Origin of the sequence: Chitinophaga niabensis (genome assembly GCF_900129465.1) — a bacterium.
Taxonomy (GTDB): domain Bacteria; phylum Bacteroidota; class Bacteroidia; order Chitinophagales; family Chitinophagaceae; genus Chitinophaga; species Chitinophaga niabensis.
Map to the genome: position 1 here is coordinate 1,304,884 of NZ_FSRA01000002.1, position 23,948 is coordinate 1,328,831.

The window sequence follows — 23,948 nt, forward strand, 5'->3', positions numbered from 1 at the left end:
TACTACTATGCATTTGAAGTACGAATCCACACTGAGAGAACCTTTAGTAGATGGGGTTAAGGATTATCACCAGGTAACGGAGGATATTATCGGGCCTATTGAAGCCAAGCCTGGCAAGCTGTGGTATGTCGGTTTAACTATTTCCGTTTTGCTGCTGCTGTTTGGGGTTTTCTCTGTAACCTGGGAAGTATACTGGGGAACAGGGGTTTGGAACCTGAACAAAACAATTGGATGGGGTTGGGATATCACCAACTTCGTTTGGTGGGTAGGTATCGGTCATGCCGGTACGCTGATCTCCGCGATCCTTTTGCTATTCCGCCAGGGTTGGCGTACAGGGGTTAACCGCGCGGCGGAAGCAATGACCATCTTTGCGGTAATGTGTGCGGGACAATTCCCGATCTGGCACATGGGTCGTGTTTGGATGGCCTTCTTTGTACTCCCTTACCCTAACACCCGTGGTCCTTTATGGGTGAACTTTAACTCACCACTCTTGTGGGACGTGTTTGCGATCTCTACGTACTTCACCGTTTCCCTGTTGTTCTGGTACTCAGGTCTTTTGCCTGACTTTGCAACTGTACGGGACAGAGCTAAAACTAAACTGCGTAAATATTTATATGGTATTGCTTCTTTTGGCTGGACGGGTTCCACCAAACACTGGCAACGCCACGAAGCATTATCCCTGGTGTTAGCCGGTTTGTCCACTCCGCTGGTACTTTCCGTACACACCATTGTATCCTTCGACTTTGCTACTTCAGTAATTCCGGGATGGCACACCACCATCTTCCCGCCTTACTTCGTTGCGGGTGCGATCTTCTCAGGATTTGCGATGGTACAGACACTGCTGATCATCACACGTAAGATCCTGGGCCTGGAAGATTACATTACGATGGGCCACATTGAGGCGATGAACAAAGTAATTGTACTGACGGGTTCTATCGTGGGTGTAGCTTACCTCACAGAATTATTCATGGCCTGGTATTCAGGTAGCCGGTATGAATTTGATACCTTCTATAAGTTCCGCGCCGCAGGTCCCCTGGGCTGGAGCTACTGGATCATGATGACCTGTAACGTACTGTCTCCGCAGGTGTTCTGGTTCAGGAAAATGAGAAGGAATATCATGGTTACCTTTATCATGTCTATCATTGTGAACATCGGTATGTGGTTTGAGCGTTTTGTGATCATCTGTACTTCACTGTACCGCGATTACCTTCCATCCAGCTGGGGCTACTATCGTCCATCCTGGCCTGAGGTTGGTTTCTACCTTGGAACGTTCGGCCTGTTCTTCACCTGTTACTTCCTCTTTGCTAAATACTTCCCGGTTATTGCAGTTGCTGAGATCAAGCACGTGCTGAAAACTTCCGGGCAGAACTATAAAGAGAAGATGGTGAAATACGAAACGGAAGACAATGATAAGTTTGCGCACGATCAGGCGCATCACTAATGAACTGAATTAGATTAACGGATTATAGAATATTATCCATATGGCTGTTAAAAAATTTGTTGTAGGCAGTTTTGATGATGAGGCGGTATTGTTTCCGGCGGTAAAGAAAGTTCGCTCTGCCGGGTACAAGATTCATGATGTGTATACGCCGTTCCCGGTGCATGGCCTGGACCATGCCATGGGCCTGAGAGAAACAAGCCTGCATACTGCCGGTTTCATTTATGGTATTACCGGTACAACTACCGCGTTATCATTTATGAGTTGGGTATTCACAACAGATTGGCCGATGAACATCGGTGGTAAACCTCACTTCCCTTTACCGGCATTCATACCTATCACTTTTGAGTTGACGGTATTGTTTGCAGCGGTAGGTATGGTGATGACCTTTATGTATCTCTGTCAGCTGGCACCTTTTGTAAAGAAACATGTGTTCCATCCCCGTCAGAGCGATGACCTGTTTGTGATGGTGATAGAGCTGACAGAAAAAACACGTGCAGAGGAAGTGAAAGCTTACCTGGACAGTGTTGGCGCGAAAGAGATCAATGAGCAAGAAGTAGAAGCCGGCTGGTGGCTGGGCCGTTTCGATAGAGAAGATAAGTTATTCAGTCAGCGTACCACACCTGTGAACGCGTAATCAAAAAGAAAGATCAGTTAGAAATAAATATTTTGATGAAAAGGACTTCCAACATACTGATTGTAGCTGCTTTAGCCGGTGGAGCCTTACTGGCCGCCTGTAATAAGGGAGCACATAATAGAAAGCCCGGTAAGATCTATGTGCCTGATATGTACGAATCCCGTGCATACGAGTTTTATAATGGTCGCCTGACCAGTCTGAAACCCGTGGATGGTACTGTAAAGAGAGGGTCGCTGCTTCCTTATCACCTGAAAGCAGAGGATACGGCGCAGGCGAACCTGGTTAAGAACCCGTTGGCGTTGGACGAAGCCGGTATCAAAGAAGGTAAACGCCTGTATGATATCTACTGCGGTGTTTGCCATGGTCAGAAACTGGATGGTAACGGACCACTTTATAAAGGTGGTGACGGTCCATACCCGGCTGCACCCGCTAACCTGCTCACCGGTAAAGTAATGGGTTACACAGAAGGACGTATCTTCCATGTGATCACTTTCGGTTACAATGTGATGGGTAGTTATGCCAGCCAGCTGGATATGGAGCAACGCTGGAAAGTGGTAGGTTATATCAAGCAGATGCAGAACGGTGGAAAAGCTCCCGCAGCAACACCTGCAGCAGCTCCTGCTGATTCAACCGCACCGGCAGCAACAGTAGTGGCAGCGAAATAATTTGTTTTAAACGCATTTCAACTTAGTATTTTAATATACAACAGTAATGAAGGACCAATTTGTAGTACCAGCAAGATTAAAAACGACCAGCTTTGTGCTTTTGGGCATTGGCTTGCTGACTTTTTTGATCGGATTATTTGTGTTCAATGATGAGCATGGAGCTACCCGCTTCTGGGCTGGCATTTTGCAGAACAGCACTTACTTTTTGCTGATCGCACTGGCCAGTACTTTCTTCATTGGCGTAACCACTCTGGCACATGGCGGCTGGCAGCTTGGTTTCAGGAGAGTTCCTGAAGCTATCTCCATGGCTGTTCCTGTATTAGGGGGTATCCTGCTTGTGGTGTTGGGTTTTCTGATCTTCGGTCACAAAGGTCATATTTACCATTGGCTGAACCCGCACGGCGACGAGATCCTGGAGAATAAATCTCCTTTCCTGAACGCTTCTTTCGTTTCTATTGCTTCCGTGATCACTATTGGTTTATGGTCTGCATTAACGATCAAGCTGCGTAAGATGTCTCTCGAAGAAGATACCTGGAGCATGGATGCGGAAGCAGGTAAACGCCTTCTCTGGAGGAATACAGTCTGGTGCGCGGGTTTCATTGTTGTATTTGCATTGTCTGTTGGTTCTACCACCCCCTGGATCTGGTTAATGAGCATTGATGCGCATTGGTTCTCTACTATGTACAGCTGGTATACATTTGCCAGTACTTTTGTATCCGGTATGTCCCTGATCGCATTGTTTGTAATATATCTTAAATCTAAAGGTCACCTGGTTTATGTAACAGATGAGCATTTACATGACCTGGGTAAATTCATGTTTGCGTTCAGCATTTTCTGGACTTACCTCTGGTTCTCCCAGTATATGCTGATCTGGTATGCTAACATGCCAGAGGAAACAGTATACTTCCAGCCACGCGTATGGGGTCCGTTCAGGCCTATTTTCTTCCTGAACCTGATCATCAACTTCGTTACGCCGTTGCTGGTATTTATGAAACGTGCTCCTAAACGTAACAATACTACGGTAGCTTTCATGGCTGGTGTGATCATCTTTGGTCACTGGCTGGATTTCTTCCAAATGGTAATGCCAGGTACAGTACACGAACTTAATTTCCCATGGTATGAATTAGGTCTTGGCCTCGGTTTTGTGGGCCTGATCATCTGGATCACCGGTAACCAACTGGCTAAAGCGCCACTGGCTCCGAAGAACCATCCTTACCTGAAAGAAAGTATCGTACACCACACCTGATGCGTGGCGTAGCACAAGAAGAATGAACGTATAGCATTAGATAACTTAATTATTATTCATAGCAATGTCAGGATTTTTAGCAGTTTTAGTAGTTGTTCTCATATTCGTCGTGATCTTCCAGATTGCGAAGGCTAGCGAATATGTGTCCATTCTGAAAGGTGAAAAGAAATCGCGCGAGCAATCCAACCGCATTAACGGTTTCCTGATGATCGTATTCCTGGTGTTGGGATTGATTGGGGTGTGGTGGTGTCATGATCTTTTCGAAGGCAGGATGTTGGGTGAATCTGCTTCCGTTCAGGGAGATGGGATTGATAGCCTGATCAGGGTAACTTTCATCATTACCATGATCGTGTTTGTGATCACACAGATATTACTGTTCTGGTTCGCATTCAAATTCCAGGAAAAAGATGGCCGTACCGCTTTCTATTTCCCGCACAATAATAAACTGGAATTGATCTGGACGGTGATCCCTGCGATTGTACTGACCATCCTGGTAGCTTTTGGTATCCGCCACTGGTTGCGTATCACTTCAGAAGCACCTAAAGATTCCATGATCGTGGAAGTAACCGGTAAACAGTTTAACTGGGTGGTCCGCTATCCTGGTAAAGACGGACAGTTAGGCCGCAAGAACTTTAAACTGATTGACAATGCGATAAACCCATTAGGTCAGGATTGGGCAGACAGCCTGAATACGGACGATGTGATTGCTCCGGACCTGCACGTAGTGGTAAATAAGAATGTAAAACTGATCATTGGTTCCCGCGATGTGGTGCACGACGTTGGTCTGCCTCACTTCCGTCTGAAAATGGACGCAGTACCCGGTATCCCAACCACACTCTGGTTTACGCCAAAGTATACTACTGCCGAAATGAGGAAGAAAACAGGGAATCCTGATTTCGTATATGAACTGTCCTGCGACCAGATGTGTGGTAGCGGTCACTACTCTATGAAAGCTAATATCATCGTGGAAACACAGGCAGAATATGATGCCTGGGTTGCATCGCAGCCTACACAGTTTGCACAGGCGCATCCGGCTCCGGCTGCTTCACCTGCACCAGCTGCGGCCGCAGATTCAACAAAAACGGTAGCACAGGCGCATTAATTTGTGAGGACTTTAGATTGATTTTTGAAGGAGTAAAAAATTAAAGAAATGGCCGGGAGCCTGCCCCGTTTACCGGCTGATCATAAACAGAACTTATTATGAGTAACGAAGCAACATTGCACAATCAGGATTTAATGCATCACGGTGTGGAGCATGGGCATGGTAATGGCCATGATGGTCACGACCATCATCATGAGGAAACATTCATCTCGAAGTATGTTTTCAGCATGGACCATAAGATGATTGCAAAGCAATTCCTCATTACGGGTATTATCTGGGCCATCATTGGTGCATTTTTCTCTGTATTGTTCCGTTTGCAACTGGGTTATCCTGATGCTACTTTCCCCTGGCTGGAAAGCATCCTGGGTCATTGGGCCGAAGGTGGCAGGATCACGCCTGAAGCGTATTATGCGCTGGTGACCATGCACGGTACCATCCTTGTATTCTTTGTATTAACAGCGGGCCTTAGCGGTACCTTCTCCAACCTGCTTATTCCATTGCAGGTAGGTGCGCGCGATATGGCTTCTCCGTTTATGAACATGCTCAGCTACTGGTTCTTCTTCCTGGCCAGCTGCCTGATGATGGCTTCCCTGTTTGTGCAAACTGGTCCTGCTTCCGGTGGATGGACGTCTTATCCTCCATTGAGTGCATTGGGCGATGCTTCTATAGGTTCTAAAATTGGTATGGACCTCTGGCTGATGAGTATGGCGATCTTCGTTGTATCATCCCTGTTAGGTTCCCTTAACTATATTTCCACTATCCTGAACATGCGTACGAAAGGCATGAGCATGACCAAGATGCCGCTTACTATCTGGGCGTTCTTCTTCACCGCTGTGCTTGGTGTATTGTCTTTCCCCGTGTTACTGAGTGGTTTCGTACTGTTGCTGTTCGACCGTCATGGTGGTACCAGCTTCTACCTGAGCGAGATCTTTGTAGCGGGTAAAGTATTACCTAATGAAGGTGGTTCTGCTATCCTCTATCAACACTTGTTCTGGTTCCTTGGTCACCCTGAGGTGTATATCATTATCCTCCCTGCGATGGGTATGGTATCTGAGATCCTGGCGGTGAATTCCCGGAAACCGATCTTCGGTTACCTGGCGATGGTGGGTTCTATCTTTGCGATCACTTTGCTGGCCTTCCTCGTATGGGCGCACCACATGTTCGTAACAGGGTTGAATCCGTTCTTAGGGGCCTTCTTCGTACTCTTAACATTACTGATTGCGGTACCTTCCGCCATCAAGGTGTTCAACTGGATCACTACCATCTGGCGCGGGAATATCAGGTTCACACCTGCTTCCCTGTTCTCTATCGGTTTTGTGAGCACGTTCATCTCTGGTGGTTTAACAGGTATCTGGTTAGGTAACTCCGCGATAGACATTCACCTGCATGATACGATGTTTGTAATTGCACACTTCCACATTGTAATGGGTGTGTCTGCATTCTTCGGTATGTTTGCCGGTATCTACCATTGGTTCCCTAAATTGTACGGCCGTTATATGAACCAAACACTGGGCTTTATCCACTTCTGGATCACGCTCGTAGGTGCTTACCTCATCTTCTGGCCAATGCACTACATGGGTATGGCAGGTATGCCACGCCGTTACTTCGATTACTCTAACTGGACGTCTTTCAACATGTTCGGCGGGCTGAATGAATTCATCAGCTTTGTGGTGATCATCGTGTTTGCTACACAACTGTTATTCGTTTTCAACTTCTTCTATAGCATATTCAAAGGCCGTAAGCTCACCACACCCAATCCGTGGCAAGCTACTACCCTTGAGTGGACCACTCCGATCAATCCCGGTCACGGTAACTGGCCTGGTGAAATTCCGGAAGTTCACCGTTGGGCTTATGATTACAGCAAGGATGGTAAGGACTTCATTCCTCAAACCGTTCCTGTATCACCTGACGAATCCAAGCACTAGTTGAAGGAATTTGCGAAGGAGATAAGAAATCGTGAAGAAATAAAATGTTGCAAGAAAATTCCATAAAGTTGTCGGTATCATACGCCATTGCGAGTAGAGTAAGGGATTACTTCATGATGATGAAATTCACACTCACATTCATGGTGGTATTCTCCTGTGTGGTTGCGTATTTACTGGCACCCGGTGTGAAATTTGAATTGCTGAAAGTTCTTTTATTATTTGCGGGCGGTATACTGGTATCCGGTTCTGCCAACACTATCAACCAGATACTGGAAAAAGACACAGACAAGCTGATGGCCCGTACGGCTACAAGGCCTATTCCGGCCGGCAGATTGTCTGTATCAGAAGCAAGTATTGTGGCATTGGTAACAGGCCTGGCAGGAATTGCCATCCTGGGGTTTGGTTTTAACTGGCTTGCAGCAGGTGTTAGTCTTGCTTCCCTGGTGTTATATGGTTTTGTATACACACCCTGGAAGAAATGGAATTCACTGGCAGTGCTGGTAGGTGCTATCCCTGGAGCTTTGCCTCCATTGATCGGCTGGGTGGCAGGAGCCAACAGTTTCTCTGAAGGGGGATGGGCTTTGTTTGCGATACAGTTCCTGTGGCAGTTTCCGCACTTCTGGGCAATAGCCTGGGTAGCGCATACTGATTATACAAGAGCTGGTTTCAAACTGATGCCAACAGACAGGGGGCCGGGTAAAGTGATTGCATTGCAATCCGCCATGTATGCCATGTTACTGATCCCTGCGGGCATAGCACCTTACCTGTTAAAGATAACAGGGCCTATTTCTGCAGTGGTGGCCATCCTGATCGGCGGTTTTTATTTATACCGTGCGATTGAGCTGTACCGGAAATGTGACGTGCCGTCTGCCCGCAAACTGATGTTTGGATCATACATTTACCTGGCAGTGATATTGCTGGGGTTGTTGTTTGATAAAGTAAATTTGTGAGGGAAATGATTACAATGAGCGCATCAAGAAATAAGATACATCCGCACAAGTATTCCATGTGGATCGCTATGGCCAGCATCACGATGATGTTCATAGGGTTCACCAGCGCTTACGTTGTGAAACGGGCACAGGCCAACTGGCAAAGTTTCAGCCTGCCTACTATCTTCTGGGTATCTACGGCATTGATCCTCACCAGTAGTCTGACCATTCACTTAGCCCTGCGCCAGTTCAAAGCGCGTAACATGAGCAGTTATAAACAACTGATCACGTTAACAGCCTTACTGGGCATCGCATTTGCTGTTTGCCAGGTGATCGGTTTTTCAGATATGAAGAGCCATGGCCTTACATTGGACAGTACGGTTTCTGCCTCGTTCATATATGTGATCGTTGGCGCGCACATCCTGCACGTGCTGGGTGGTGTGATCGTACTGCTGATACTGTTTGCAAGGGCTTACAGAACAAGGATCAGAACTTACAGCGCCGTGCCGATCGAAGTGGCTTCCACCTACTGGCATTTTGTAGACGGTCTGTGGATCTATCTGTTGATCTTTTTCAGCCTTGCGAGATAATTAAGATACTGTTTAGAAAAATAAAATTCATAATTCGTACAAATGGATAACGCAGTAACAGCGAAGAAAAAATGGTGGAGCGGTGGGCATTCGCCCTTCAGTGTGAGCTATGGCAAGTTGATGATGTGGTATTTCCTGATCTCGGATGCCTTTACGTTCGGCGCATTGCTGATCGCTTATGGTACCCAAAGATTCATGGCTCAAGCCTGGCCTGATCCTAACGTAGTGTTCAAGTCGTTCCCTTTCATGGGGCATACGGAGCTTCCGCTGGTATTTGTGAGCTTGATGACCTTCATCCTGATCATGAGTTCCGTTACCATGGTATTAGCGGTACATGCCGGTCATAATATGGACAAGAAAGCCGTGGCAAGATGGCTGATCCTGACCATCATCGGTGGTATCATGTTCCTGAGCTGCCAGGCCTGGGAGTGGACGCACTTACATCATGAAGGCGCATGGTGGGGCAGAAATCCTTTCATCAATCACGATGGTACTGCAGCACTTTCCACTAACTTTACTGACTTCTTCTTTACCATCACAGGGTTCCACGGTTTGCACGTAACATCTGGTGTGGTATTGAATATCATTGTACTGATCAATGTATTGAAAGGTACTTATGAACACCGCGGCCATTATGAAATGGTGGAGAAAGTAGGGCTGTACTGGCACTTTGTAGACCTGGTTTGGGTATTTGTATTCACCTGCTTCTACTTACTGTAAGAAGAGGGCTCGTAAAAAGAATTGAACTAATTAATATAAAAGAATTTACAGATCATGGCGCATACACATTCTGCAACCACAAACGGGAAAGATCCAGCCGTAAAGAAAATCTGGAAAGTGTTCTGGATCCTGTTAGTTATTACTTCTGTGGAAGTAGGTTTGGCATTCCTGCACCTGGAAACAGGTATCCCCAGCAAGCTGTGGCTGAACTCCGTGTTCATTCTCCTGACGCTGCTGAAAGCATTTTATATCGTTGCGGAGTTTATGCACTTACGTCACGAAGTAAAGAACCTGATCATGACGATCCTGTTCCCTTTACTCCTGTTCGTATGGTTCATTATTGCATTCCTGATGGACGGTGATTCCTGGAAGAAAATGCGGGTGAACCTTGCTCCTGGTACGCCAGCAGTAAAAGAAGCGCCGGCACATCAGCCAGCACATCATTAACAGAACGTAGTTCAAAATATCGCAAATGTAAAAGTGATTCCATCCACGTTGATAGAGCTCACTTTTACATTTTGCATTTATAAACCTTTTAAAATCTACCGTCATTTCTAAGAAAGCATTACTCGGTGTAGCGTTGGCCATTTTAGTGCCATTGGCAGGATACCTGATCGTAGATCATTATGGTAAGAATATCGTGCATGTTCCGCCTTTCCTGATCGCGGAAAGAGTGGACACGATCGTAAAAGATGGTAAAACCACTTATGATACGGTGTATCACCAGATCAGGGATTTTACCCTTACCAACCAGTTAGGGGAACAGGTACATATGAAAGACAGTGAAGGTAAGATCAGGATCGTGAGCTTCTTTTTTACCAGCTGCCCACAGATCTGCCCTACCCTTACCACCCATCTGAAAATGGTGCAGGAAGCTTTTAAAAAGAATGAAGAACTGGTGCAGATCCTTTCTTTAAGTGTAGACCCGGAAAGAGATACGGTGAAATCCCTGAAGAAGTATGCGGATAAATATACCATAGATCCCAAGAACTGGTGGTTACTGACCGGGGATAAAAAGGAGATCTATGACCTGGCGCGCCATGAGTTTTTCGTAAATGCCTTAGAAGGCAATGGCGGGCCGGATGATTTTATCCATACGGAGAAATTTGTTGTGATAGACAAGGACCGTTATATCCGTGGATACTACAACGGGCTGGATACAAATGATGTGCGCCGGATGGTGAACGATATTGCTGTTTTACATATTGCTAAAGACAAAAAGAAGCCAGGCCTTATAAAGCGGCTCTTCTCCTCTGGCAATTAAATAAGGATTATGAGCTTAAAGAATAAGAACCTGAATATACCCATTGCGATCGTATCCATTGTGATACCTGTGCTGGTAGCTGTGCTGTTCATTATACCAAAGCCGGATATTGAGGCTGGGTTTGATGTGAAGCTGATGCCTTTCTTTCATGCCGTATTGAATTCTGCAACGGCCGTATTATTGGTGGCGAGCCTGGTCTTTATCAAGAACGGGCGCCGCAGGGCACATAAGTGGGCGAACCTCTCAGCAGTAGCGCTTTCTGTCCTGTTCCTGCTGTCTTACGTAACGTATCATTTCCTGACGGAAAGCACGAAGTTTGGCGACATCGATCATAATGGTATAGTGGATGCTGCTGAGCTAGGTATGATAGGAGGGGTACGTTATGTATACTACTTCCTGCTGTTAACGCATATCCTGCTGGCGGTGATCATTGTGCCACTGGTACTTTTTACGCTGCTCCGCGCTTTCCAGGATGACAATGTGCGTCATCGCAGGATTGCACGCATCACCTGGCCCATTTGGTTCTATGTGGCTGTTACAGGCGTGATCGTATACATTATGATCTCTCCATACTATTCCTGACGGATATCAGTTCCTGAAGTATGGAAATACCTTAATTTAGTACCGTGAAAAAGCTGTTATTCCTTATAATGATCATTGCTTTATTACTGCCTTGCAGTGATCTGTTGGCACAATGTTCCCTGTGCACTAAAACGGCGCAGCAATTAGGAGAAGGGCCTGCAAAGGGTTTGAACAACGGCATCCTGATGCTGGCATTCACACCTTTGGCATTAATGGCCTTCCTGGGCTGGCGCTGGTGGCGTAGCCAAAGGGCAAACTAATGCAGCCCGCCTGACCGGCAAACTGATCCTTACTCTTCTTCTTTACTTTCAAATTCCGGGCAATCTAACCGAAGGTCCCCTGCTCTTAACGGCGTACGGATGAGGTGGCAATAGTGTTGCGTTTTGCCTTTCTGTTCATAGAACTGGCAATTAAAGCACATGCGTTGTGGTGTGATAATGAGTTGGTGGTTCAGGTCATGGATAAGGTCCATTAATTGCTCCAGCAGAACGGCTTGTTTTTCAGGTGGAATGGCATTCACTGATCCCTGCATGGGGTGTGCGAACTTTTCTACTTTCTTTGCAATAACCTTCCCTGCTTTTGTTAACAGGAGGGTATGACTGCGATTATCGTAAACATCTGCTTTCCTTTTCAAGAGGTCCTTCGCTTCCAAAGTTTTAATAGCATCACTGATCGTTGCTTTCGTCATGTTAAAATGCGATGCGAGGTGTGTAACTGTCTTTAGCTTTTCCGGATAATGCAGCAGGAAAGTTAATATCTGAACCTGTATGGGGCTGAGGCCGTGTTGTTTAGCTTCATGCCAGAGCAGCACGCGAAAGGCTTCCGAAAGTCTTTCCAGTGCCGCTACTACCTTGCTCGCAGTATTGTCTGCCTGATGTTCAGGATTAAAGGTAGATTCCTTTGTCATGTTTTTTTTCCGTATCTTTTTTTATGGTTTCTGTCTTAAAATTGGTGGGCTTTCGATGGAAGGCGTCGAAATTACGAAAGATTTATTCCGCCCTTTATAGCACATTCATGCTGTTTTCTTAACGATAATAAAACACACAAAATTGTTTGTGAGCTTGCAATTGCGGGGATTTTATCTAAGTTAAAATACGGCTAACAATCTGATCTCTGACTTGTTACCTATTATCAAGTATTATATTTACAGCATTTGAAAACAAAGTCTGCTTAACGGTAAAAACTCTGCAAATGAAATACTTTGCTTCTTTATTCCATCGCAAAGGCTTGCCTGTAGCGGATTGTACGCCATCAATACAGTACATGCATGTGCCTATAGAACGAGTGTTGTATATGGTGATGCGTGTATTTATTTTGGCTGTAAGCTGCAGTATTGTTGCAGTTGGCGGGCTGTTGCTTGTTCGTTTGATCAGTAATGTGTTGTATTTCAACGACTGGTCTGTTGCAGCAGTATCTCCGGTTTATCATAACCTGGATGTGACTGCGATAGTATTGCCAGTGGCGGGTGTTGCAGCAGGTGTGTTGTTGGTGCGTAAGTGGAAATTCCTTTCGCCGTTAAGTGGTGTGTTGAACATTGGTACTGGTATTCCTTTAGGACCGGAAGGTATTGCGATGAACTATAGTATGTATGCTGGTGAGCATCATGACCTGCTGTTAACAGCAGGTGTTGCAGCCGGTTTTGCTGCTATGTTTGGTACACCATTGGCAGCTATCATATTAGTGAGTGAACTGCTGTATAGGAAATTCATTTCAAAGAGGATCGGTTATATCAGTCTTGCTGCATTCGTTGGCGCTGCTATCCATATGTTATGGTTTGGTGTGGAACCATTCTTTGTTCTTCCTTTACTTACTATTCCATCCATAGCAGCTATTGGCCTGTATACACTGATAGGTGTAGTAACGGGATTACATTCAGCTATCCTTGTGTTTGGTGTACAACAGATCAGGTCATTTGCTAACGGCTGGGTATGGCCGGTTGTAAGTGCAGCAGCGGTAGGGTTTGCAGGATATCATGCACCGGAGATCTTAGGTAACGGGATAGAATACACTGCGATGATGTTGCAGGGCAAGGTAACGCTCTCCTTATTGATCTCACTGAGTATGATCAAATTTTTACTGATCATCTTTGTATTGGGAACCCGTACGTTTGGCGGAATGATATTACCACTGCTCTCTATCGGCAGTGCATTGGGTATATTGAGTGCATTACTATTACAAATGGCATTTCCGGGTACTCCTTTGAATCCTTCGCTGGCGGCGTTGGTGGGTATGGCGGCATTGTTTGCAGGTGTTACGCGTGGATGGATAACAGCTATTGTTTTTGCGCTGGAATGTACATGGCAGGGAGAAGGGATATTTCCGCTGCTGTTTGCCTGCACCATCTCCTGGATCATCTCCGGATGGATGATGAAAAAAGAAGCGCCCGTTCTGCAGGCGCCTCCTCTTCATTAATGTGATCCTTCTGAAACGAACTTCAAACCAATGATGGAACCGATCAGCATCACCAGGAAAAAGATGCGCCATAATGCAGCAGGTTCTTTGAAGAAGAGCATGCCTGCAATGGCAGTGCCTGCTGCTCCTATACCTGTCCATACAGCATAAGCGGTACCTATTGGCAAGCCATTATTAATAGCTTTATTCAGCAGGAAAAAACTTAGTGAGATGCAGATCACGAAACTAATGGAAGGCCATAGTTTAGAGAAGTTCTCAGAATACTTAAGTGAAATAGTAAAGCCGATCTCGAACAGACCGCCCAGGATTAAAAATAACCAAGCCATAACAAAATGATTTGTTTAGTAAAAAAAATATAAAGAGGAAATTAGTTTAGCTGCGTACAGTATCAGATGCCGTAGTTGAATACAGCATAAGTGAAAGAAAGGCGGAATACCCTGATAGAAGTAACCATTACTGTTGCTAATTGTTTAGGAGAGGCGAAGGTACGAAAAATACAGGAATGAGGGGTAGTGCTATTAAAGGATGCCCGTACAACATCAGGTGTATTGTTGCACTATCTTATACAGGTTAAATCCCGGGCCTTCCATGAGTTGCTGCACTTCTTTATAAAGGGCCTGTTTATCTACATCCTGCATGCGGCGGTGTTGGATCAGCTGATAGGCTTTTTCTGCCAGTAAGAGGGCTTTGCGTTGTTTATTTCCATGTACCTGGTCCCTGTGTTCATCCAATGCTTTGATCAGTTCAGGTATTCCCTGCTGCTGTGTAGCAATTGTTTTGATCACAGGTGTTTCCCATTCATCAGTTCTTTTGGTATGTGCCAGGAGGCGGAGGTTCTTTACGAATTCATCTGCTTTGGGGCGGTCTGCTTTATTAACGGCAAAGATGTTCGCTATCTCCATTAGTCCTGCTTTCATGGTTTGTATCTCATCGCCTGCCTCCGGTACTACTACCACCACGGTAGTATCTGCAATGCCCGCAATTTCTACCTCACTCTGCCCAACACCTACTGTTTCAATGAAGAGATAATCAAAACCGGCAGCTTTCACCAGGTCGCTCACTTCCAGGATCTTTGGGCTGAGGCCGCCAAGGGCACCACGGCTGGCCATAGAGCGGATAAATACATCCGGGCTGGAGAAGTGTTCGCTCATCCTGATCCTGTCTCCCAGTAAGGCACCGAAATTGAAAGGAGAAGAAGGATCTACCGCAATAATGGCTATACGTTTTTGCTGTTGAAGCAGGGCAGTAATGAGGGCATTCACGAGGGTGCTTTTGCCTGCACCGGGAGGGCCGGTTATGCCAACTACGCGCGTATGCCCTTCTGCGGGAAGTTCTTCCAGCAAACGGGTATATCCCGGCGCTTCATTCTCTACAAGTGAGATGCAGCGCGCCAATGTTTTGATATCGCCACCTGTGAGACGGCTGAGTAATTGCGCGTACATGAAACAAATGTATCGATGATTTTCCACATCTTTGCAACTATGAAAGTAACAGGTTTCACCTTTGTGAGGAATGCCATCAAGTACGATTACCCGGTAACAGAAGCGATCCGCTCCATCCTGCCATTATGCGATGAAGTGGTGGTAAGCGTGGGTAACTCTGACGATGGAACGCTGGAGCTTATTCAGTCCATTGGCTCCCCCAAGATCCGCATCTTTCATTCCGTATGGGACGATAACCTGAAAGAAGGCGGGCTCATTTTATCTGTGGAAACAAATAAGGCCCTGGACCATGTATCTCCTGATACAACCTGGGCTTTCTATATCCAGGCGGATGAGGTGGTGCATGAAGATGATTATCCCGCCATCCGCGCTGCCATGGAGCAGTATAAAGATGATAAAAGAGTAGAGGGCCTGTTATTCAACTACCGCCATTTTTACGGTAGCTATGATTATGTAGGGGATTCCCGTACCTGGTATAATAAAGAGATCCGCATTATCCGCAACGATAAACGGATCCGTTCTTATAAAGACGCACAGGGCTTCCGGCTGAACGACCGCAAGCTGAATGTGAAACCTGTGAAGGCCTGGATGCATCATTATGGCTGGGTGAAGAATCCTGAAGAACAGATCGCAAAGATCACGAACTCGGCAGGTTATTATCATGGCAATGAACAGGAGCACATGAACAAGGTGAAGAAAATATTGTCTGAGTTCAATTATGCAGAACTGGTAGATTCCCTGGAACGTTTTACCGGTAAACACCCTGCATTGATGGAAGAACGTATCCGGCAACGGAACTGGCAATTTGACCATGATATCAGCCAGAAGAACTTCAAGAATTTAAAAGGAAGGGTATTGTATTATGTGGAGAAGATCTTTGGTGTGCGTTTATTTGAGTATAAGAATTACAGATCAATATAACTCCCGGTAGATCTTCAAATAGGCTGCGGCTGCTTTATCCCAGGAAAATTGCGCTGCATGTTCACGTACGGCCTGTGCTTTTTGTGTATCCCTGAATTGCGCCAATCCTTCTTTCAATACTTCCTGCATATACCCCGGATCAAAATCATGGAAATAATAGGCGGCTTCACCTCCTACTTCCGGCAGGCTTGTTCTGTCCGACAGGAAAACGGGTTTACCGAAATGCATGGCTTCTATGGCAGGCAGGCCAAAACCTTCTGCCAGTGACGGAAAAACAAAGGCGGTACAATTCTTCAGGTACCAGTATTTTTCTTGTTCTGTGACGGGGCCGATGATCTTCACTTTATCCAGCACCCGGTGTTGCTGTGCTTCCACTAAGATCTTATCGCGATAGGCTTCGTTGATATTTCCGGCAATGATCAGTTCCAGTTCCTGGTCTTTTACAAGACAGGGCAATACATGAAAGTTCTTTTTGGGCAATACCGTGCCCATGGCAAATAAGAATGACCTGGAAGGCCTTTCACGGGGTGCATCAAAACCAGGGAATTCCTGTACCGTGGCCCCGTTATAGATCACGTGAAAAGGTTTGTTCCGGGTGTTCACATGGCGCAGTGTTTCGGCCATGGCAAACTGAGAGATGGCCACTAACTGATCTGCTTCATCCACGCTGCGTTGTACTGCAGCGAGGTATTTCTTTTCCTTCTCTTTGGATTTATGCTCGTGTAAAAAATTGAGATCGTGGATCGTTAAGATACGCGGCGTGCCTTTTTTAGGCCTGTAGGGAGAAGATTGATACGTGGTATGCCATACATCGATCTTCTCTTTATAACGGAAATAGAATTTATGTAAAGACCGTTGCCAGATGTATCCTGCATTCGTTCCGAAGTGCCGGCCCAGTTTAGGCGGCATGTAATACACCAACCGTTCGTTGGTCTGTGCCTGCTGCAGGATGGCTGCTCCCAGGTCCTGGCAGAAAGTATACAGGCCCGTGTTCGGGTATTTCATTCTTTCGCAATCGAAGAGGATGTTTGGCATTTAGTTTTTCTTTTCAGCAAAGAGCATGAAACAGTCGTTCTCCAGTTTAAAGGAGCTAAAGGTAAAGCCGAAAGTGGAAAGGTATTGCTGCAGGTGGTCCATATTACGCTGGTCGTTATCCAGGTTATGGATCTCCATGGCCATACGATCTACCTGTTGCCAGATCTCTTTCGGTGTTTCGTAAATGATGGGATATTCACTGCCTTCGCAATCCACTTTGATCAGGTCTGCTTTTTTAAGCTGATTGGTATCGAAGATCTCTTTCAGTGATATGCAGGGAACTTCTTCCGAGTAGGTATTCTCCTGTACGAAATCGTTGTATACGGAAGCTGTTACGGAGTTGCCGTGATCAGATTCCATGTATAAGGTGATATGTGATTGCGGTGTACCGGTTACTGCCCTGTGATGGACCTGCACATTTGATCTGAGCGCGGGGTTCATTTCCAGGTGTTTGGCAAATAGTTTCTGGTTGGCAGATACCGCATCGTAAGCATAAATAGCGGCACCGGGTTTTTGTGATAAGAGGAAAAGACTGAAATATCCTGCGTTACTGCCAATATCTATCACCACTGGTTTTTCCGGCAACTGGCCGGCAAGGCGGTCCATTACATATACATCATTGAGGAATATTTCTTTAAAAACGAGGTATAAGGATTTGGCAGGCGTGGTAAAAAGGATACTTCTCCTGCGGATGGTGAATTGCAGTTCTGCATATCCGTCCTTGAATTTACGGAGGAAATAAAGCGGCCAGTTACGGATATATTTTACCAGGTTGCTATACCGGGCGAGAGAACTATTTGCCATTTATCAGGATTGTTTAATTGTAACGAGATAGCTGCGCATGACGGCAGGCACCATTTTTTTCTTTACGGGATCATCTTCCCGGTATTCCATCAATACGGAAACGCCGGGTAATGAAAAAGGCGGCTGATCTATAAATACGCCGGAATTCATGCGCATACGGATATGCGGCCCCGTTACTTTATCCAGGTTGTATTCCACATCTTCCGTAATGGGAAGGTGTTCTGTAATGATGGCGTATTTAAAATTATCCAGCTTCTGCAAGATCCGGGAGATCTGGTTGTTCTTCAGGTGTTGTAATACCTGGCGGATGATCAGGAGGTCTGCTTTTGGAAGCGGTTCGCTGATAGCGTCCTTTACCAGGAACTGTGTTTTGGCGTTGGCATTCTTTTCCAGGTGGTGTGCAATCAGGTCCGGCACTACGTCCATACCCGTATATTGTACGTCTACCTGCTGTAGTACCTGGCGCATGATGGAAAAGTCCCCACAGCCAATTTCTGCCACGGAGCGGATGTTATGGCTGTTGATGAACCCGGTCATCATGTTGATATATTCTGCTGTTTTAGGATTGGCGGTACCTGAACCGGAATAGAACGTACCTTTTTCCCCTCCCCATACGTTTTCTTTATAGATGGATGAAAATACTTCCTGTACGCTCATACCCCGGTAGCGTCTGAAATGACGTTCCCGGTATTTGCGGTACAATTTTTTTAAGAAACTGCCGAGCTTACTTTTTTTGCGATCCATGCCGGCAAAGATATATTTTTTAAACCATCATACTATAGGGCTTATAGCAGTAAAGGATTTTAACCAAAAAATGTATTTTAGCATTATGACCAATTTTATTCCCATATTTCCATTAGGCATTGTAGTATACCCGGAAGAACAGTTGAACCTGCACATATTTGAACCCCGCTATAAGCAAATGATCAGGGAATGTATCGCAGAGAAAAAGCCCTTTGGCATTCCTGCGGTGATAGAGAAGAAAGTAAGCGAATTTGGCACTTTGGTGGAGGTGATCAGTGTAGAAAAACAATATGATAATGGTGAGTTAGATATCAAAACCCGGGGCATCCGTGTTTTCCGCATCCTGGAAGTGATCCGGGAATTGCCCAATAAATTATATGCGGGGGCTATTGTGAACTACCCTGAAAATGAGGAACGCAGCAATATACTGCTCCGTAAACAGGTATTGCTGGCGGTGCGGGAACTGCACCAGATCCTGCAGGTGAACAAATCCTTTTCCCGTTCGGACGAACAACTGAGGGCTTATGACCTGGCGCATCATGCGGGGCTTTCTTTGCAGGAGGAGTACGAAGTGCTGCACCTGTTCAAGGAACTGCAAAGGCTGGAGTACCTGAAACGCCACCTGCTGAAGGTGATCCCTTTAATGACAGAGATGGAAAGACTGAAAGACCGCGTGAAACTGAACGGCCACTTCCGGGATTTATCCGTAGATAATTTCTAACTTGGCGCCATGAATGGATGCGTTTTTTGCCTGGACCTGGGTAATTCCCGCCTGAAATGTGGTGTGATGTTAAATGGGGAATTACAACAGGAACTCTTTTTCTCAGAATCCAACCTGGTGCAGGATGTTCAGAAAGCACTGGAGCAATATCATCCCAAAGCGGCCATACTTTCTTCCGTGGTAGACCATCCGGAAGAGCTGGAGACCCTGCTGGCGGAGCAAACTTTCTTTCTCAGACTGAGCCATTCCACCCCATTACCCATCAAACTGGTCTATGAAAAGCCGGAAACATTGGGGGTAGACAGGATTGCGCTGGCTTGCGGGGCATGGGCCCTCTTTCCCGGCAGGCATAACCTTATTATCGGCACAGGCTCTGCCATTACCTATAATTTTTTGAACAGGTCAGGAGCGTTCCTGGGCGGAGGGATCAGCCCGGGAATAGACATGCGGTTCCGCGCCCTGCATACATTTACGGACAAATTGCCACTTATTAAGGCCAGTACGCAATACGCTTTTGTGGGTTTTAACACCCGGCAAAGTATTTTAAGCGGAGTTCAGGAGGGTGCATTGGCCGAAGTGGCCGGTATGATTGCATCTTACGGGAACAGGTACCGGAACTTTAACGTGCTTTTAACAGGGGGTAATTTGGATTTTTTTGCTTCCCGCCTTAAAAAGAAGATATTTGCAAGCCCGTATTTAATGTATAAAGGTTTAAATTCAATCGTAGAACTCAATGTATTGGACAAAAGCTAGCTTCTTTTGCCTGTTTGGCGTATGCGTACTTTCCGCAAGGAATGCCGCCGCACAGGATAATTCCCCCTACTCGCGCTTTGGTTTGGGAGAGCTTTCGCGCTCTCAAAATGCCGTCAATCTTGGTATGGGAGGTGTTGCGCAGGCTTATGCCGATGCCCAATCAGTCAACTTTCTCAATCCGGCCAGTTATGCTCACCTGCAGCTCGTTACATTTGATGTAGGGCTAAATGGTGGTGTACGCAGACTGAACAACGGAGAAAACAACTCCCGCGCCGGTTTTGGTACCCTGAGCTATCTTCAGTTGGGTTTGCCGCTGGGGAAAAAATGGGGTATGAACATAGGACTACGTCCTATGAGCCGTGTGAGTTACAATATCGCAGAAGGAGAACAGAAGATATTTTTCCCGGACGCCAATCCAGACACGGTGAACGTTATCCATCAATATGAAGGAAGCGGAGGCGTGTACCAGGCCTATATCGGTTCCGGTATTGGTTTTGGAGGTTTCAGTGTAGGGGTGAACTTTGGTTATCTCTTTGGGAACGTGAATAACAGCACCAAGGAACTGTACCCGGTCGCTTCCACTATCCTGCCCTCAAGGCATAACCGCCGCACCAGCTATGGCAGCTTCTTTTACAGCCTGGGTGTGCAGCAGACCATCGATCTGAGCAAGGACCTGGAATTGTCCATCGGCGCAAGCGGAAGTTTTGAACAAAAGCTCACAGCCCGCCGCGAAACCATGCGGGAAACATTATTCTACGATCCATCCTCTGATGAATATGATACACAGGATACCGTTGAGTACAGGAAAGGGGTGAATGGTGATATCATTTATCCGCAGCAGCTGGGTGGTGGTATCATGCTCACCAAACTGGATAAATTTGCCATTGGTGCTGATTTCAATACTTCCCAATGGAGCAAATACAGGAACTACGGCGCACCCGATTCTACCCAGAATAGCTGGAAACTGAGCGTGGGTGGTCAGTTTATTCCCAATGCCCAATCTTTTACAGGTTATTGGAATAAAGTAACTTACCGCCTGGGTGGTTTCTATGGCAAGGATTATATCAAACTCGGTAATAAAAGCATGAACGAGATGGGCTTTTCCATCGGTGCAGGTTTCCCGATCAGAAGGATCATGCCGGCATTCAACCAGTTCTCCATGATCAATGCCGCTTTTGAAGTAGGTACCCGCGGAGATGTGAACATAGCATTGAAGGAAACTTACTATAAACTTACGCTCGGCTTTACTTTGAGCGATCGTTGGTTTATTAAGACCAAATACGATTAATAGATAGACATGAAGCTGTTACTTTCCTACCTGGCTATTGTACTTGTTTTCTGTAGTTGTGAAAACGACATGAGTGCCGTGAGAGCATTCGACAAGAGCAAACTGGGTGTGGAACAGGCTTATGATATTGAAACAATTATGAGCCAAACGGCCCATGTAAAGGGGATCCTTACTTCTCCTTACATGGAAAGGCACATGGCCACCCCTCCTTATACAGAGTTCCCGCAGGGTCTGAAAGTTGTTTTTTACAGCGATTCCCTAACTATTACGAGTGTTCTTACTTCCAAATACGGTAAACTGATGGATGGGGAGAACGATGTTTACCTGCGCGACAGCGTGGTATTCCTTGACCTGCAGAAATTCCAGCGGCTGGATTGTAAAGACCTGAGATGGGATTCCAAAATGGCCAAATTTGTGACGGAAAGGTTTTGCCGGGTGTCCACCCCCCTGGATACTATCTATAGCATAGGGCTGGATGCTAACCAGGATATGTCTGAGATCAACTTCCATAATGTGAACGGGATCATCTCACCAAGGGATAGTATGATGGGCTTAGAATAAATACTAACAGAACTTACTATAACAAAAGAACCCGGTCATATGACCGGGTTCTTTTGCTTTAACCTATTTTTTAACCTAAAATTTCCTGCCCAAAAGTTTCAACAACCATGCCAAAGTATTATTTTTCAGGGCTTCCAAATGGCTCAATGAATATTTATTTTTGATACCTACAAAAACACATCATGGAATATAGAAGACTTGGTAAATCCGGATTACAGCTCAGCGTATTGTCTTTTGGCAGCTGGGTAACCTTTCACGGGCAGGTAGATGATTCATTGTCTGACCAGCTGATGGGTGTTGCTTATGACAATGGGATCAACTTTTTTGACAATGCTGAGATCTATGCGCTTGGGGAGTCTGAGAAGATGATGGGCCGCGTATTGAAGAAAAAGAACTGGGACCGTAGTTCCTATATTATTTCCAGTAAGGCTTATTTTGGCTGGAGAGGAGAGAAGAACAAACCCAATCAAACAGGCCTGAGCCGCAAGCACTTAGTAGAAGCATGCCACGAAGCATTGGAGCGTTTGCAACTGAGCTACCTGGATATTTTCTATTGCCACCGTCCGGACAGGAATGTTCCGATGGAAGAAGTGGTATGGACCATGAACATCCTGATCCAGCAGGGGAAGATCCTTTACTGGGGTACTTCCGAATGGGCGGCCTCCGAGATCATGGAAGCACATATGATTGCAAAGCAAAACAACCTCATTGGGCCTGTTGTGGAGCAACCGGAGTATAATTTGTTCAGAAGGGAGAAAGTAGAGCTGGAATATGCCCGGATCTACGAAACGGTGGGTTTAGGTAATACCATTTTCAGTCCGCTGGCTTCCGGTATCCTTACCGGTAAATACAATAATGGTATCCCTGAAGGCTCCCGTTTAGGTTTGCAGGGGTATGAATGGTTGAAGAACAGGAACTTGCTGGATGCTAACCTGGCAAGAGTGGCAAAACTGCAAAGCGTATCAGATAAACTGGGTACCAGCCTTGCTACACTTTCCATTGCCTGGGTGATTAAAAACCAGCATGTTACTTCAGCAATCCTGGGTGCCACCAAAGAGGCGCAACTGACGGAAAACCTGAAGGCACTGGAGGTCTACACACAATTAACGCCGGAACTGATGAAGGAAATTGATGCAATTATGGGCACTGCTCCTAATGCACCAACCCACTAGGGTGATGGGGGTGAATGGTGCTGGTTAAATCTATGTTAACAGCACATTTTTTAAGACGTTTACGAGATAAAACCTGCCTTTTACGGAAAGCTCTGACCGGATATGGAACGGCTGCCTATCTTTGTTAAGGTTTTTCATAGGATATGGTTAAAAATACTGAGGGCGGTTTTCTAACTGCCCTATTTTTTTGCCCTAAACCCCCGAATTCTCCCCCTTTAGTGTTATTTTCCCTTTATTAAACATTTATTGCATGGAAACAATTACATGGAACGACTTTGAAAAGGTGCGCATGCATGTAGGCACTATTATAAACGCGCAGGTATTTGAAAAAGCGCGTAACCCGGCCTATCAGCTGGAAGTGGATTTTGGCGCTGAGATTGGCGTGAAACGTTCTTCCGCACAGATCACCAGATTATATCAGCCGGAGGAACTCATTGGCCGGCAGGTAGTAGCGGTAATTAACTTCCCCGTGAAACAGATCGCCAACTTTTTCTCCGAATGCCTGGTATTAGGCGTGGTAGGGGATGAAAAGGAAATTGTGCTCCTGCAGCCGGATAGACCAGTGAAAAACGGCCATAGGATTGCATAGGGAATAATAATTTAATTTAAAATTAATAATAATGTGTCTGCAAAAAGCCCTTTTTCTATGCTTCACGAACAATTATGCTACGTTCACGGAAACAGGGTTGCAAGGCATAAAAACCACCCTATCTTTGGTTCAGGTTTTTCATAGGATATGGTTAAAATTATTACAACGGCGGTATTCTTACCGCCGTTTTGCATTTCTACAGCCTCCTGAGCCGCTCTCACAAACTTATCTTGCAGCCCATTTCAGGGCAAATAATCACTTCTGACAGAATCGTTTAAGGGTGTTTTTGGAACGTTTACCAGATAAAATATAGCGTTCGCTAGTTTGTAGATTAGGGTTATCTCTAAATTATGGAAATTCGTAACAGGTTTTTCAATAAAGATATGGTTAAAATTTTTCGGGGCTGTA

The 23,948-nt window shown here is 45.8% G+C and carries 27 protein-coding genes; 21 read left to right on the forward strand and 6 right to left on the reverse strand.

Going from position 1 to position 23,948, the window contains the following annotated elements:
• The first annotated feature begins 7 nt into the window (after positions 1–7).
• The 13 genes from nrfD (at position 8) to BUR42_RS22495 (ending at position 11,358) form a co-directional block, all read left to right on the forward strand.
• Positions 8–1,441 carry an NrfD/PsrC family molybdoenzyme membrane anchor subunit gene (gene nrfD / locus BUR42_RS22435; RefSeq protein ID WP_074243147.1) on the forward strand — a complete coding sequence of 478 codons (1,434 nt, stop codon included), beginning with the start codon at positions 8–10 and terminating at the stop codon, positions 1,439–1,441.
• A 40-nt stretch (positions 1,442–1,481) separates the two neighbouring features.
• The gene (locus BUR42_RS22440) at positions 1,482–2,075 is read left to right on the forward strand and encodes a DUF3341 domain-containing protein (RefSeq protein WP_074241824.1); all 594 of its coding nucleotides are present in this window, start codon (positions 1,482–1,484) and stop codon (positions 2,073–2,075) included.
• Positions 2,076–2,110: 35 nt separating this feature from the next.
• Positions 2,111–2,740, forward strand: coding sequence for a c-type cytochrome (locus tag BUR42_RS22445; RefSeq protein ID WP_074241825.1), 630 nt, complete (start codon positions 2,111–2,113; stop codon positions 2,738–2,740).
• 46 nt (positions 2,741–2,786) lie between these two features.
• Positions 2,787–3,986: a quinol:cytochrome C oxidoreductase gene (locus tag BUR42_RS22450; protein ID WP_074241826.1), complete on the forward strand. Its 1,200-nt coding sequence runs from the start codon at positions 2,787–2,789 to the stop codon at positions 3,984–3,986.
• A gap of 64 nt (positions 3,987–4,050) precedes the next feature.
• Positions 4,051–5,088: a cytochrome c oxidase subunit II gene (locus tag BUR42_RS22455; RefSeq protein ID WP_074241827.1), complete on the forward strand. Its 1,038-nt coding sequence runs from the start codon at positions 4,051–4,053 to the stop codon at positions 5,086–5,088.
• 98 nt (positions 5,089–5,186) lie between these two features.
• Positions 5,187–7,013, forward strand: a complete 1,827-nt coding sequence (locus BUR42_RS22460) for a cytochrome c oxidase subunit I (RefSeq protein WP_074241828.1) — start codon at positions 5,187–5,189, stop codon at positions 7,011–7,013.
• Between the two features lie 68 nt (positions 7,014–7,081).
• Positions 7,082–7,963: a heme o synthase gene (gene cyoE, locus BUR42_RS22465; protein ID WP_234979780.1), complete on the forward strand. Its 882-nt coding sequence runs from the start codon at positions 7,082–7,084 to the stop codon at positions 7,961–7,963.
• A 14-nt stretch (positions 7,964–7,977) separates the two neighbouring features.
• Positions 7,978–8,532: a cytochrome c oxidase subunit 3 gene (locus tag BUR42_RS22470; RefSeq protein WP_234979781.1), complete on the forward strand. Its 555-nt coding sequence runs from the start codon at positions 7,978–7,980 to the stop codon at positions 8,530–8,532.
• Positions 8,533–8,574: 42 nt separating this feature from the next.
• On the forward strand, positions 8,575–9,252 hold the full coding sequence (locus tag BUR42_RS22475) for a cytochrome c oxidase subunit 3 (RefSeq protein WP_074241831.1): 678 nt from the start codon (positions 8,575–8,577) through the stop codon (positions 9,250–9,252).
• A gap of 54 nt (positions 9,253–9,306) precedes the next feature.
• Positions 9,307–9,699: a cytochrome C oxidase subunit IV family protein gene (locus BUR42_RS22480; RefSeq protein ID WP_074241832.1), complete on the forward strand. Its 393-nt coding sequence runs from the start codon at positions 9,307–9,309 to the stop codon at positions 9,697–9,699.
• 133 nt (positions 9,700–9,832) lie between these two features.
• The gene (locus BUR42_RS22485; RefSeq protein ID WP_159442329.1) at positions 9,833–10,516 is read left to right on the forward strand and encodes an SCO family protein; all 684 of its coding nucleotides are present in this window, start codon (positions 9,833–9,835) and stop codon (positions 10,514–10,516) included.
• Between the two features lie 9 nt (positions 10,517–10,525).
• Positions 10,526–11,098, forward strand: a complete 573-nt coding sequence (locus BUR42_RS22490) for a DUF420 domain-containing protein (protein ID WP_074241834.1) — start codon at positions 10,526–10,528, stop codon at positions 11,096–11,098.
• A 44-nt stretch (positions 11,099–11,142) separates the two neighbouring features.
• Positions 11,143–11,358, forward strand: a complete 216-nt coding sequence (locus tag BUR42_RS22495; protein ID WP_234979782.1) for a hypothetical protein — start codon at positions 11,143–11,145, stop codon at positions 11,356–11,358.
• Positions 11,359–11,387: 29 nt separating this feature from the next.
• Here the strand turns inward: BUR42_RS22495 and BUR42_RS22500 are convergent, their stop codons facing one another.
• Positions 11,388–12,005 (reverse strand): MarR family winged helix-turn-helix transcriptional regulator, encoded by a 618-nt coding sequence (locus BUR42_RS22500; RefSeq protein ID WP_074241836.1) that lies wholly within the window; start codon positions 12,003–12,005, stop codon positions 11,388–11,390.
• Positions 12,006–12,289: 284 nt separating this feature from the next.
• Between BUR42_RS22500 and BUR42_RS22505 the strand changes: the two genes are divergently transcribed.
• Positions 12,290–13,510 (forward strand): chloride channel protein, encoded by a 1,221-nt coding sequence (locus tag BUR42_RS22505; protein ID WP_084185764.1) that lies wholly within the window; start codon positions 12,290–12,292, stop codon positions 13,508–13,510.
• Here the strand turns inward: BUR42_RS22505 and BUR42_RS22510 are convergent.
• A complete protein-coding gene (locus BUR42_RS22510) occupies positions 13,507–13,836 on the reverse strand; it encodes a DMT family transporter (RefSeq protein WP_074241838.1) in 330 nt (109 codons plus the stop codon). The genes BUR42_RS22505 and BUR42_RS22510 overlap by 4 nt on opposite strands.
• 213 nt (positions 13,837–14,049) lie before the next feature.
• A complete protein-coding gene (gene meaB, locus BUR42_RS22515; protein WP_074241839.1) occupies positions 14,050–14,952 on the reverse strand; it encodes a methylmalonyl Co-A mutase-associated GTPase MeaB in 903 nt (300 codons plus the stop codon).
• Between the two features lie 15 nt (positions 14,953–14,967).
• On the opposite strand from meaB, the gene BUR42_RS22520 reads away from it, so the two are divergent.
• Complete coding sequence (locus BUR42_RS22520; protein ID WP_234979783.1) at positions 14,968–15,873, forward strand: glycosyltransferase family protein; 906 nt, start codon at positions 14,968–14,970, stop codon at positions 15,871–15,873.
• On the opposite strand, the gene BUR42_RS22525 is transcribed toward BUR42_RS22520, so the two are convergent.
• Genes BUR42_RS22525 through BUR42_RS22535 form a run of 3 tightly spaced genes read right to left on the reverse strand, consistent with a single transcriptional unit; the run spans position 15,865 to position 18,456 of the window.
• Entirely contained in the window at positions 15,865–16,908 is a 1,044-nt protein-coding gene (locus BUR42_RS22525) for a glycosyltransferase family 4 protein (RefSeq protein WP_074241840.1), read from the reverse strand. The genes BUR42_RS22520 and BUR42_RS22525 overlap by 9 nt on opposite strands.
• On the reverse strand, positions 16,909–17,712 hold the full coding sequence (locus BUR42_RS22530; protein WP_074241841.1) for an FkbM family methyltransferase: 804 nt from the start codon (positions 17,710–17,712) through the stop codon (positions 16,909–16,911).
• Between the two features lie 3 nt (positions 17,713–17,715).
• Positions 17,716–18,456: a class I SAM-dependent methyltransferase gene (locus tag BUR42_RS22535; RefSeq protein WP_074241842.1), complete on the reverse strand. Its 741-nt coding sequence runs from the start codon at positions 18,454–18,456 to the stop codon at positions 17,716–17,718.
• 85 nt (positions 18,457–18,541) lie between these two features.
• Between BUR42_RS22535 and BUR42_RS22540 the strand changes: the two genes are divergently transcribed.
• From BUR42_RS22540 to BUR42_RS22565, 6 genes are all read left to right on the forward strand, one after another.
• Positions 18,542–19,177 (forward strand): LON peptidase substrate-binding domain-containing protein, encoded by a 636-nt coding sequence (locus BUR42_RS22540; RefSeq protein ID WP_074243149.1) that lies wholly within the window; start codon positions 18,542–18,544, stop codon positions 19,175–19,177.
• Between the two features lie 9 nt (positions 19,178–19,186).
• Positions 19,187–19,930, forward strand: a complete 744-nt coding sequence (locus BUR42_RS22545; protein WP_074241843.1) for a type III pantothenate kinase — start codon at positions 19,187–19,189, stop codon at positions 19,928–19,930.
• Positions 19,911–21,218, forward strand: a complete 1,308-nt coding sequence (locus tag BUR42_RS22550) for a BamG family beta-barrel-assembly machinery protein (RefSeq protein WP_143197551.1) — start codon at positions 19,911–19,913, stop codon at positions 21,216–21,218. Before BUR42_RS22545 ends, BUR42_RS22550 begins: the two co-directional genes overlap by 20 nt.
• Positions 21,219–21,227: 9 nt before the next feature.
• Positions 21,228–21,779, forward strand: coding sequence for an LPS export ABC transporter periplasmic protein LptC (gene lptC / locus BUR42_RS22555; protein ID WP_084185765.1), 552 nt, complete (start codon positions 21,228–21,230; stop codon positions 21,777–21,779).
• A gap of 182 nt (positions 21,780–21,961) precedes the next feature.
• A complete protein-coding gene (locus tag BUR42_RS22560; protein ID WP_074241846.1) occupies positions 21,962–22,951 on the forward strand; it encodes a potassium channel beta subunit family protein in 990 nt (329 codons plus the stop codon).
• A 250-nt stretch (positions 22,952–23,201) separates the two neighbouring features.
• Positions 23,202–23,540, forward strand: coding sequence for a tRNA-binding protein (locus BUR42_RS22565; RefSeq protein ID WP_074241847.1), 339 nt, complete (start codon positions 23,202–23,204; stop codon positions 23,538–23,540).
• The last annotated feature ends 408 nt before the right edge of the window (positions 23,541–23,948 follow it).

Coding starts and splice junctions, on each gene's coding strand:
- BUR42_RS22480 (WP_074241832.1), top strand. CDS start 9,307: ATGGCGCATACACATTCTGCAACCACAAACGGGAAAGATCCAGCCGTA.
- BUR42_RS22550 (WP_143197551.1), top strand. CDS start 19,911: ATGTATTGGACAAAAGCTAGCTTCTTTTGCCTGTTTGGCGTATGCGTA.
- meaB (WP_074241839.1), bottom strand. CDS start 14,952: ATGTACGCGCAATTACTCAGCCGTCTCACAGGTGGCGATATCAAAACA.
- BUR42_RS22450 (WP_074241826.1), top strand. CDS start 2,787: ATGAAGGACCAATTTGTAGTACCAGCAAGATTAAAAACGACCAGCTTT.
- BUR42_RS22520 (WP_234979783.1), top strand. CDS start 14,968: ATGATTTTCCACATCTTTGCAACTATGAAAGTAACAGGTTTCACCTTT.
- BUR42_RS22460 (WP_074241828.1), top strand. CDS start 5,187: ATGAGTAACGAAGCAACATTGCACAATCAGGATTTAATGCATCACGGT.
- BUR42_RS22525 (WP_074241840.1), bottom strand. CDS start 16,908: ATGCCAAACATCCTCTTCGATTGCGAAAGAATGAAATACCCGAACACG.
- BUR42_RS22530 (WP_074241841.1), bottom strand. CDS start 17,712: ATGGCAAATAGTTCTCTCGCCCGGTATAGCAACCTGGTAAAATATATC.
- BUR42_RS22470 (WP_234979781.1), top strand. CDS start 7,978: ATGAGCGCATCAAGAAATAAGATACATCCGCACAAGTATTCCATGTGG.
- BUR42_RS22510 (WP_074241838.1), bottom strand. CDS start 13,836: ATGGCTTGGTTATTTTTAATCCTGGGCGGTCTGTTCGAGATCGGCTTT.
- BUR42_RS22455 (WP_074241827.1), top strand. CDS start 4,051: ATGTCAGGATTTTTAGCAGTTTTAGTAGTTGTTCTCATATTCGTCGTG.
- BUR42_RS22475 (WP_074241831.1), top strand. CDS start 8,575: ATGGATAACGCAGTAACAGCGAAGAAAAAATGGTGGAGCGGTGGGCAT.
- BUR42_RS22440 (WP_074241824.1), top strand. CDS start 1,482: ATGGCTGTTAAAAAATTTGTTGTAGGCAGTTTTGATGATGAGGCGGTA.
- BUR42_RS22445 (WP_074241825.1), top strand. CDS start 2,111: ATGAAAAGGACTTCCAACATACTGATTGTAGCTGCTTTAGCCGGTGGA.
- BUR42_RS22545 (WP_074241843.1), top strand. CDS start 19,187: ATGAATGGATGCGTTTTTTGCCTGGACCTGGGTAATTCCCGCCTGAAA.
- BUR42_RS22535 (WP_074241842.1), bottom strand. CDS start 18,456: ATGGATCGCAAAAAAAGTAAGCTCGGCAGTTTCTTAAAAAAATTGTAC.
- BUR42_RS22565 (WP_074241847.1), top strand. CDS start 23,202: ATGGAAACAATTACATGGAACGACTTTGAAAAGGTGCGCATGCATGTA.
- lptC (WP_084185765.1), top strand. CDS start 21,228: ATGAAGCTGTTACTTTCCTACCTGGCTATTGTACTTGTTTTCTGTAGT.
- BUR42_RS22560 (WP_074241846.1), top strand. CDS start 21,962: ATGGAATATAGAAGACTTGGTAAATCCGGATTACAGCTCAGCGTATTG.
- BUR42_RS22540 (WP_074243149.1), top strand. CDS start 18,542: ATGACCAATTTTATTCCCATATTTCCATTAGGCATTGTAGTATACCCG.
- BUR42_RS22490 (WP_074241834.1), top strand. CDS start 10,526: ATGAGCTTAAAGAATAAGAACCTGAATATACCCATTGCGATCGTATCC.
- nrfD (WP_074243147.1), top strand. CDS start 8: ATGCATTTGAAGTACGAATCCACACTGAGAGAACCTTTAGTAGATGGG.
- BUR42_RS22500 (WP_074241836.1), bottom strand. CDS start 12,005: ATGACAAAGGAATCTACCTTTAATCCTGAACATCAGGCAGACAATACT.
- BUR42_RS22505 (WP_084185764.1), top strand. CDS start 12,290: ATGAAATACTTTGCTTCTTTATTCCATCGCAAAGGCTTGCCTGTAGCG.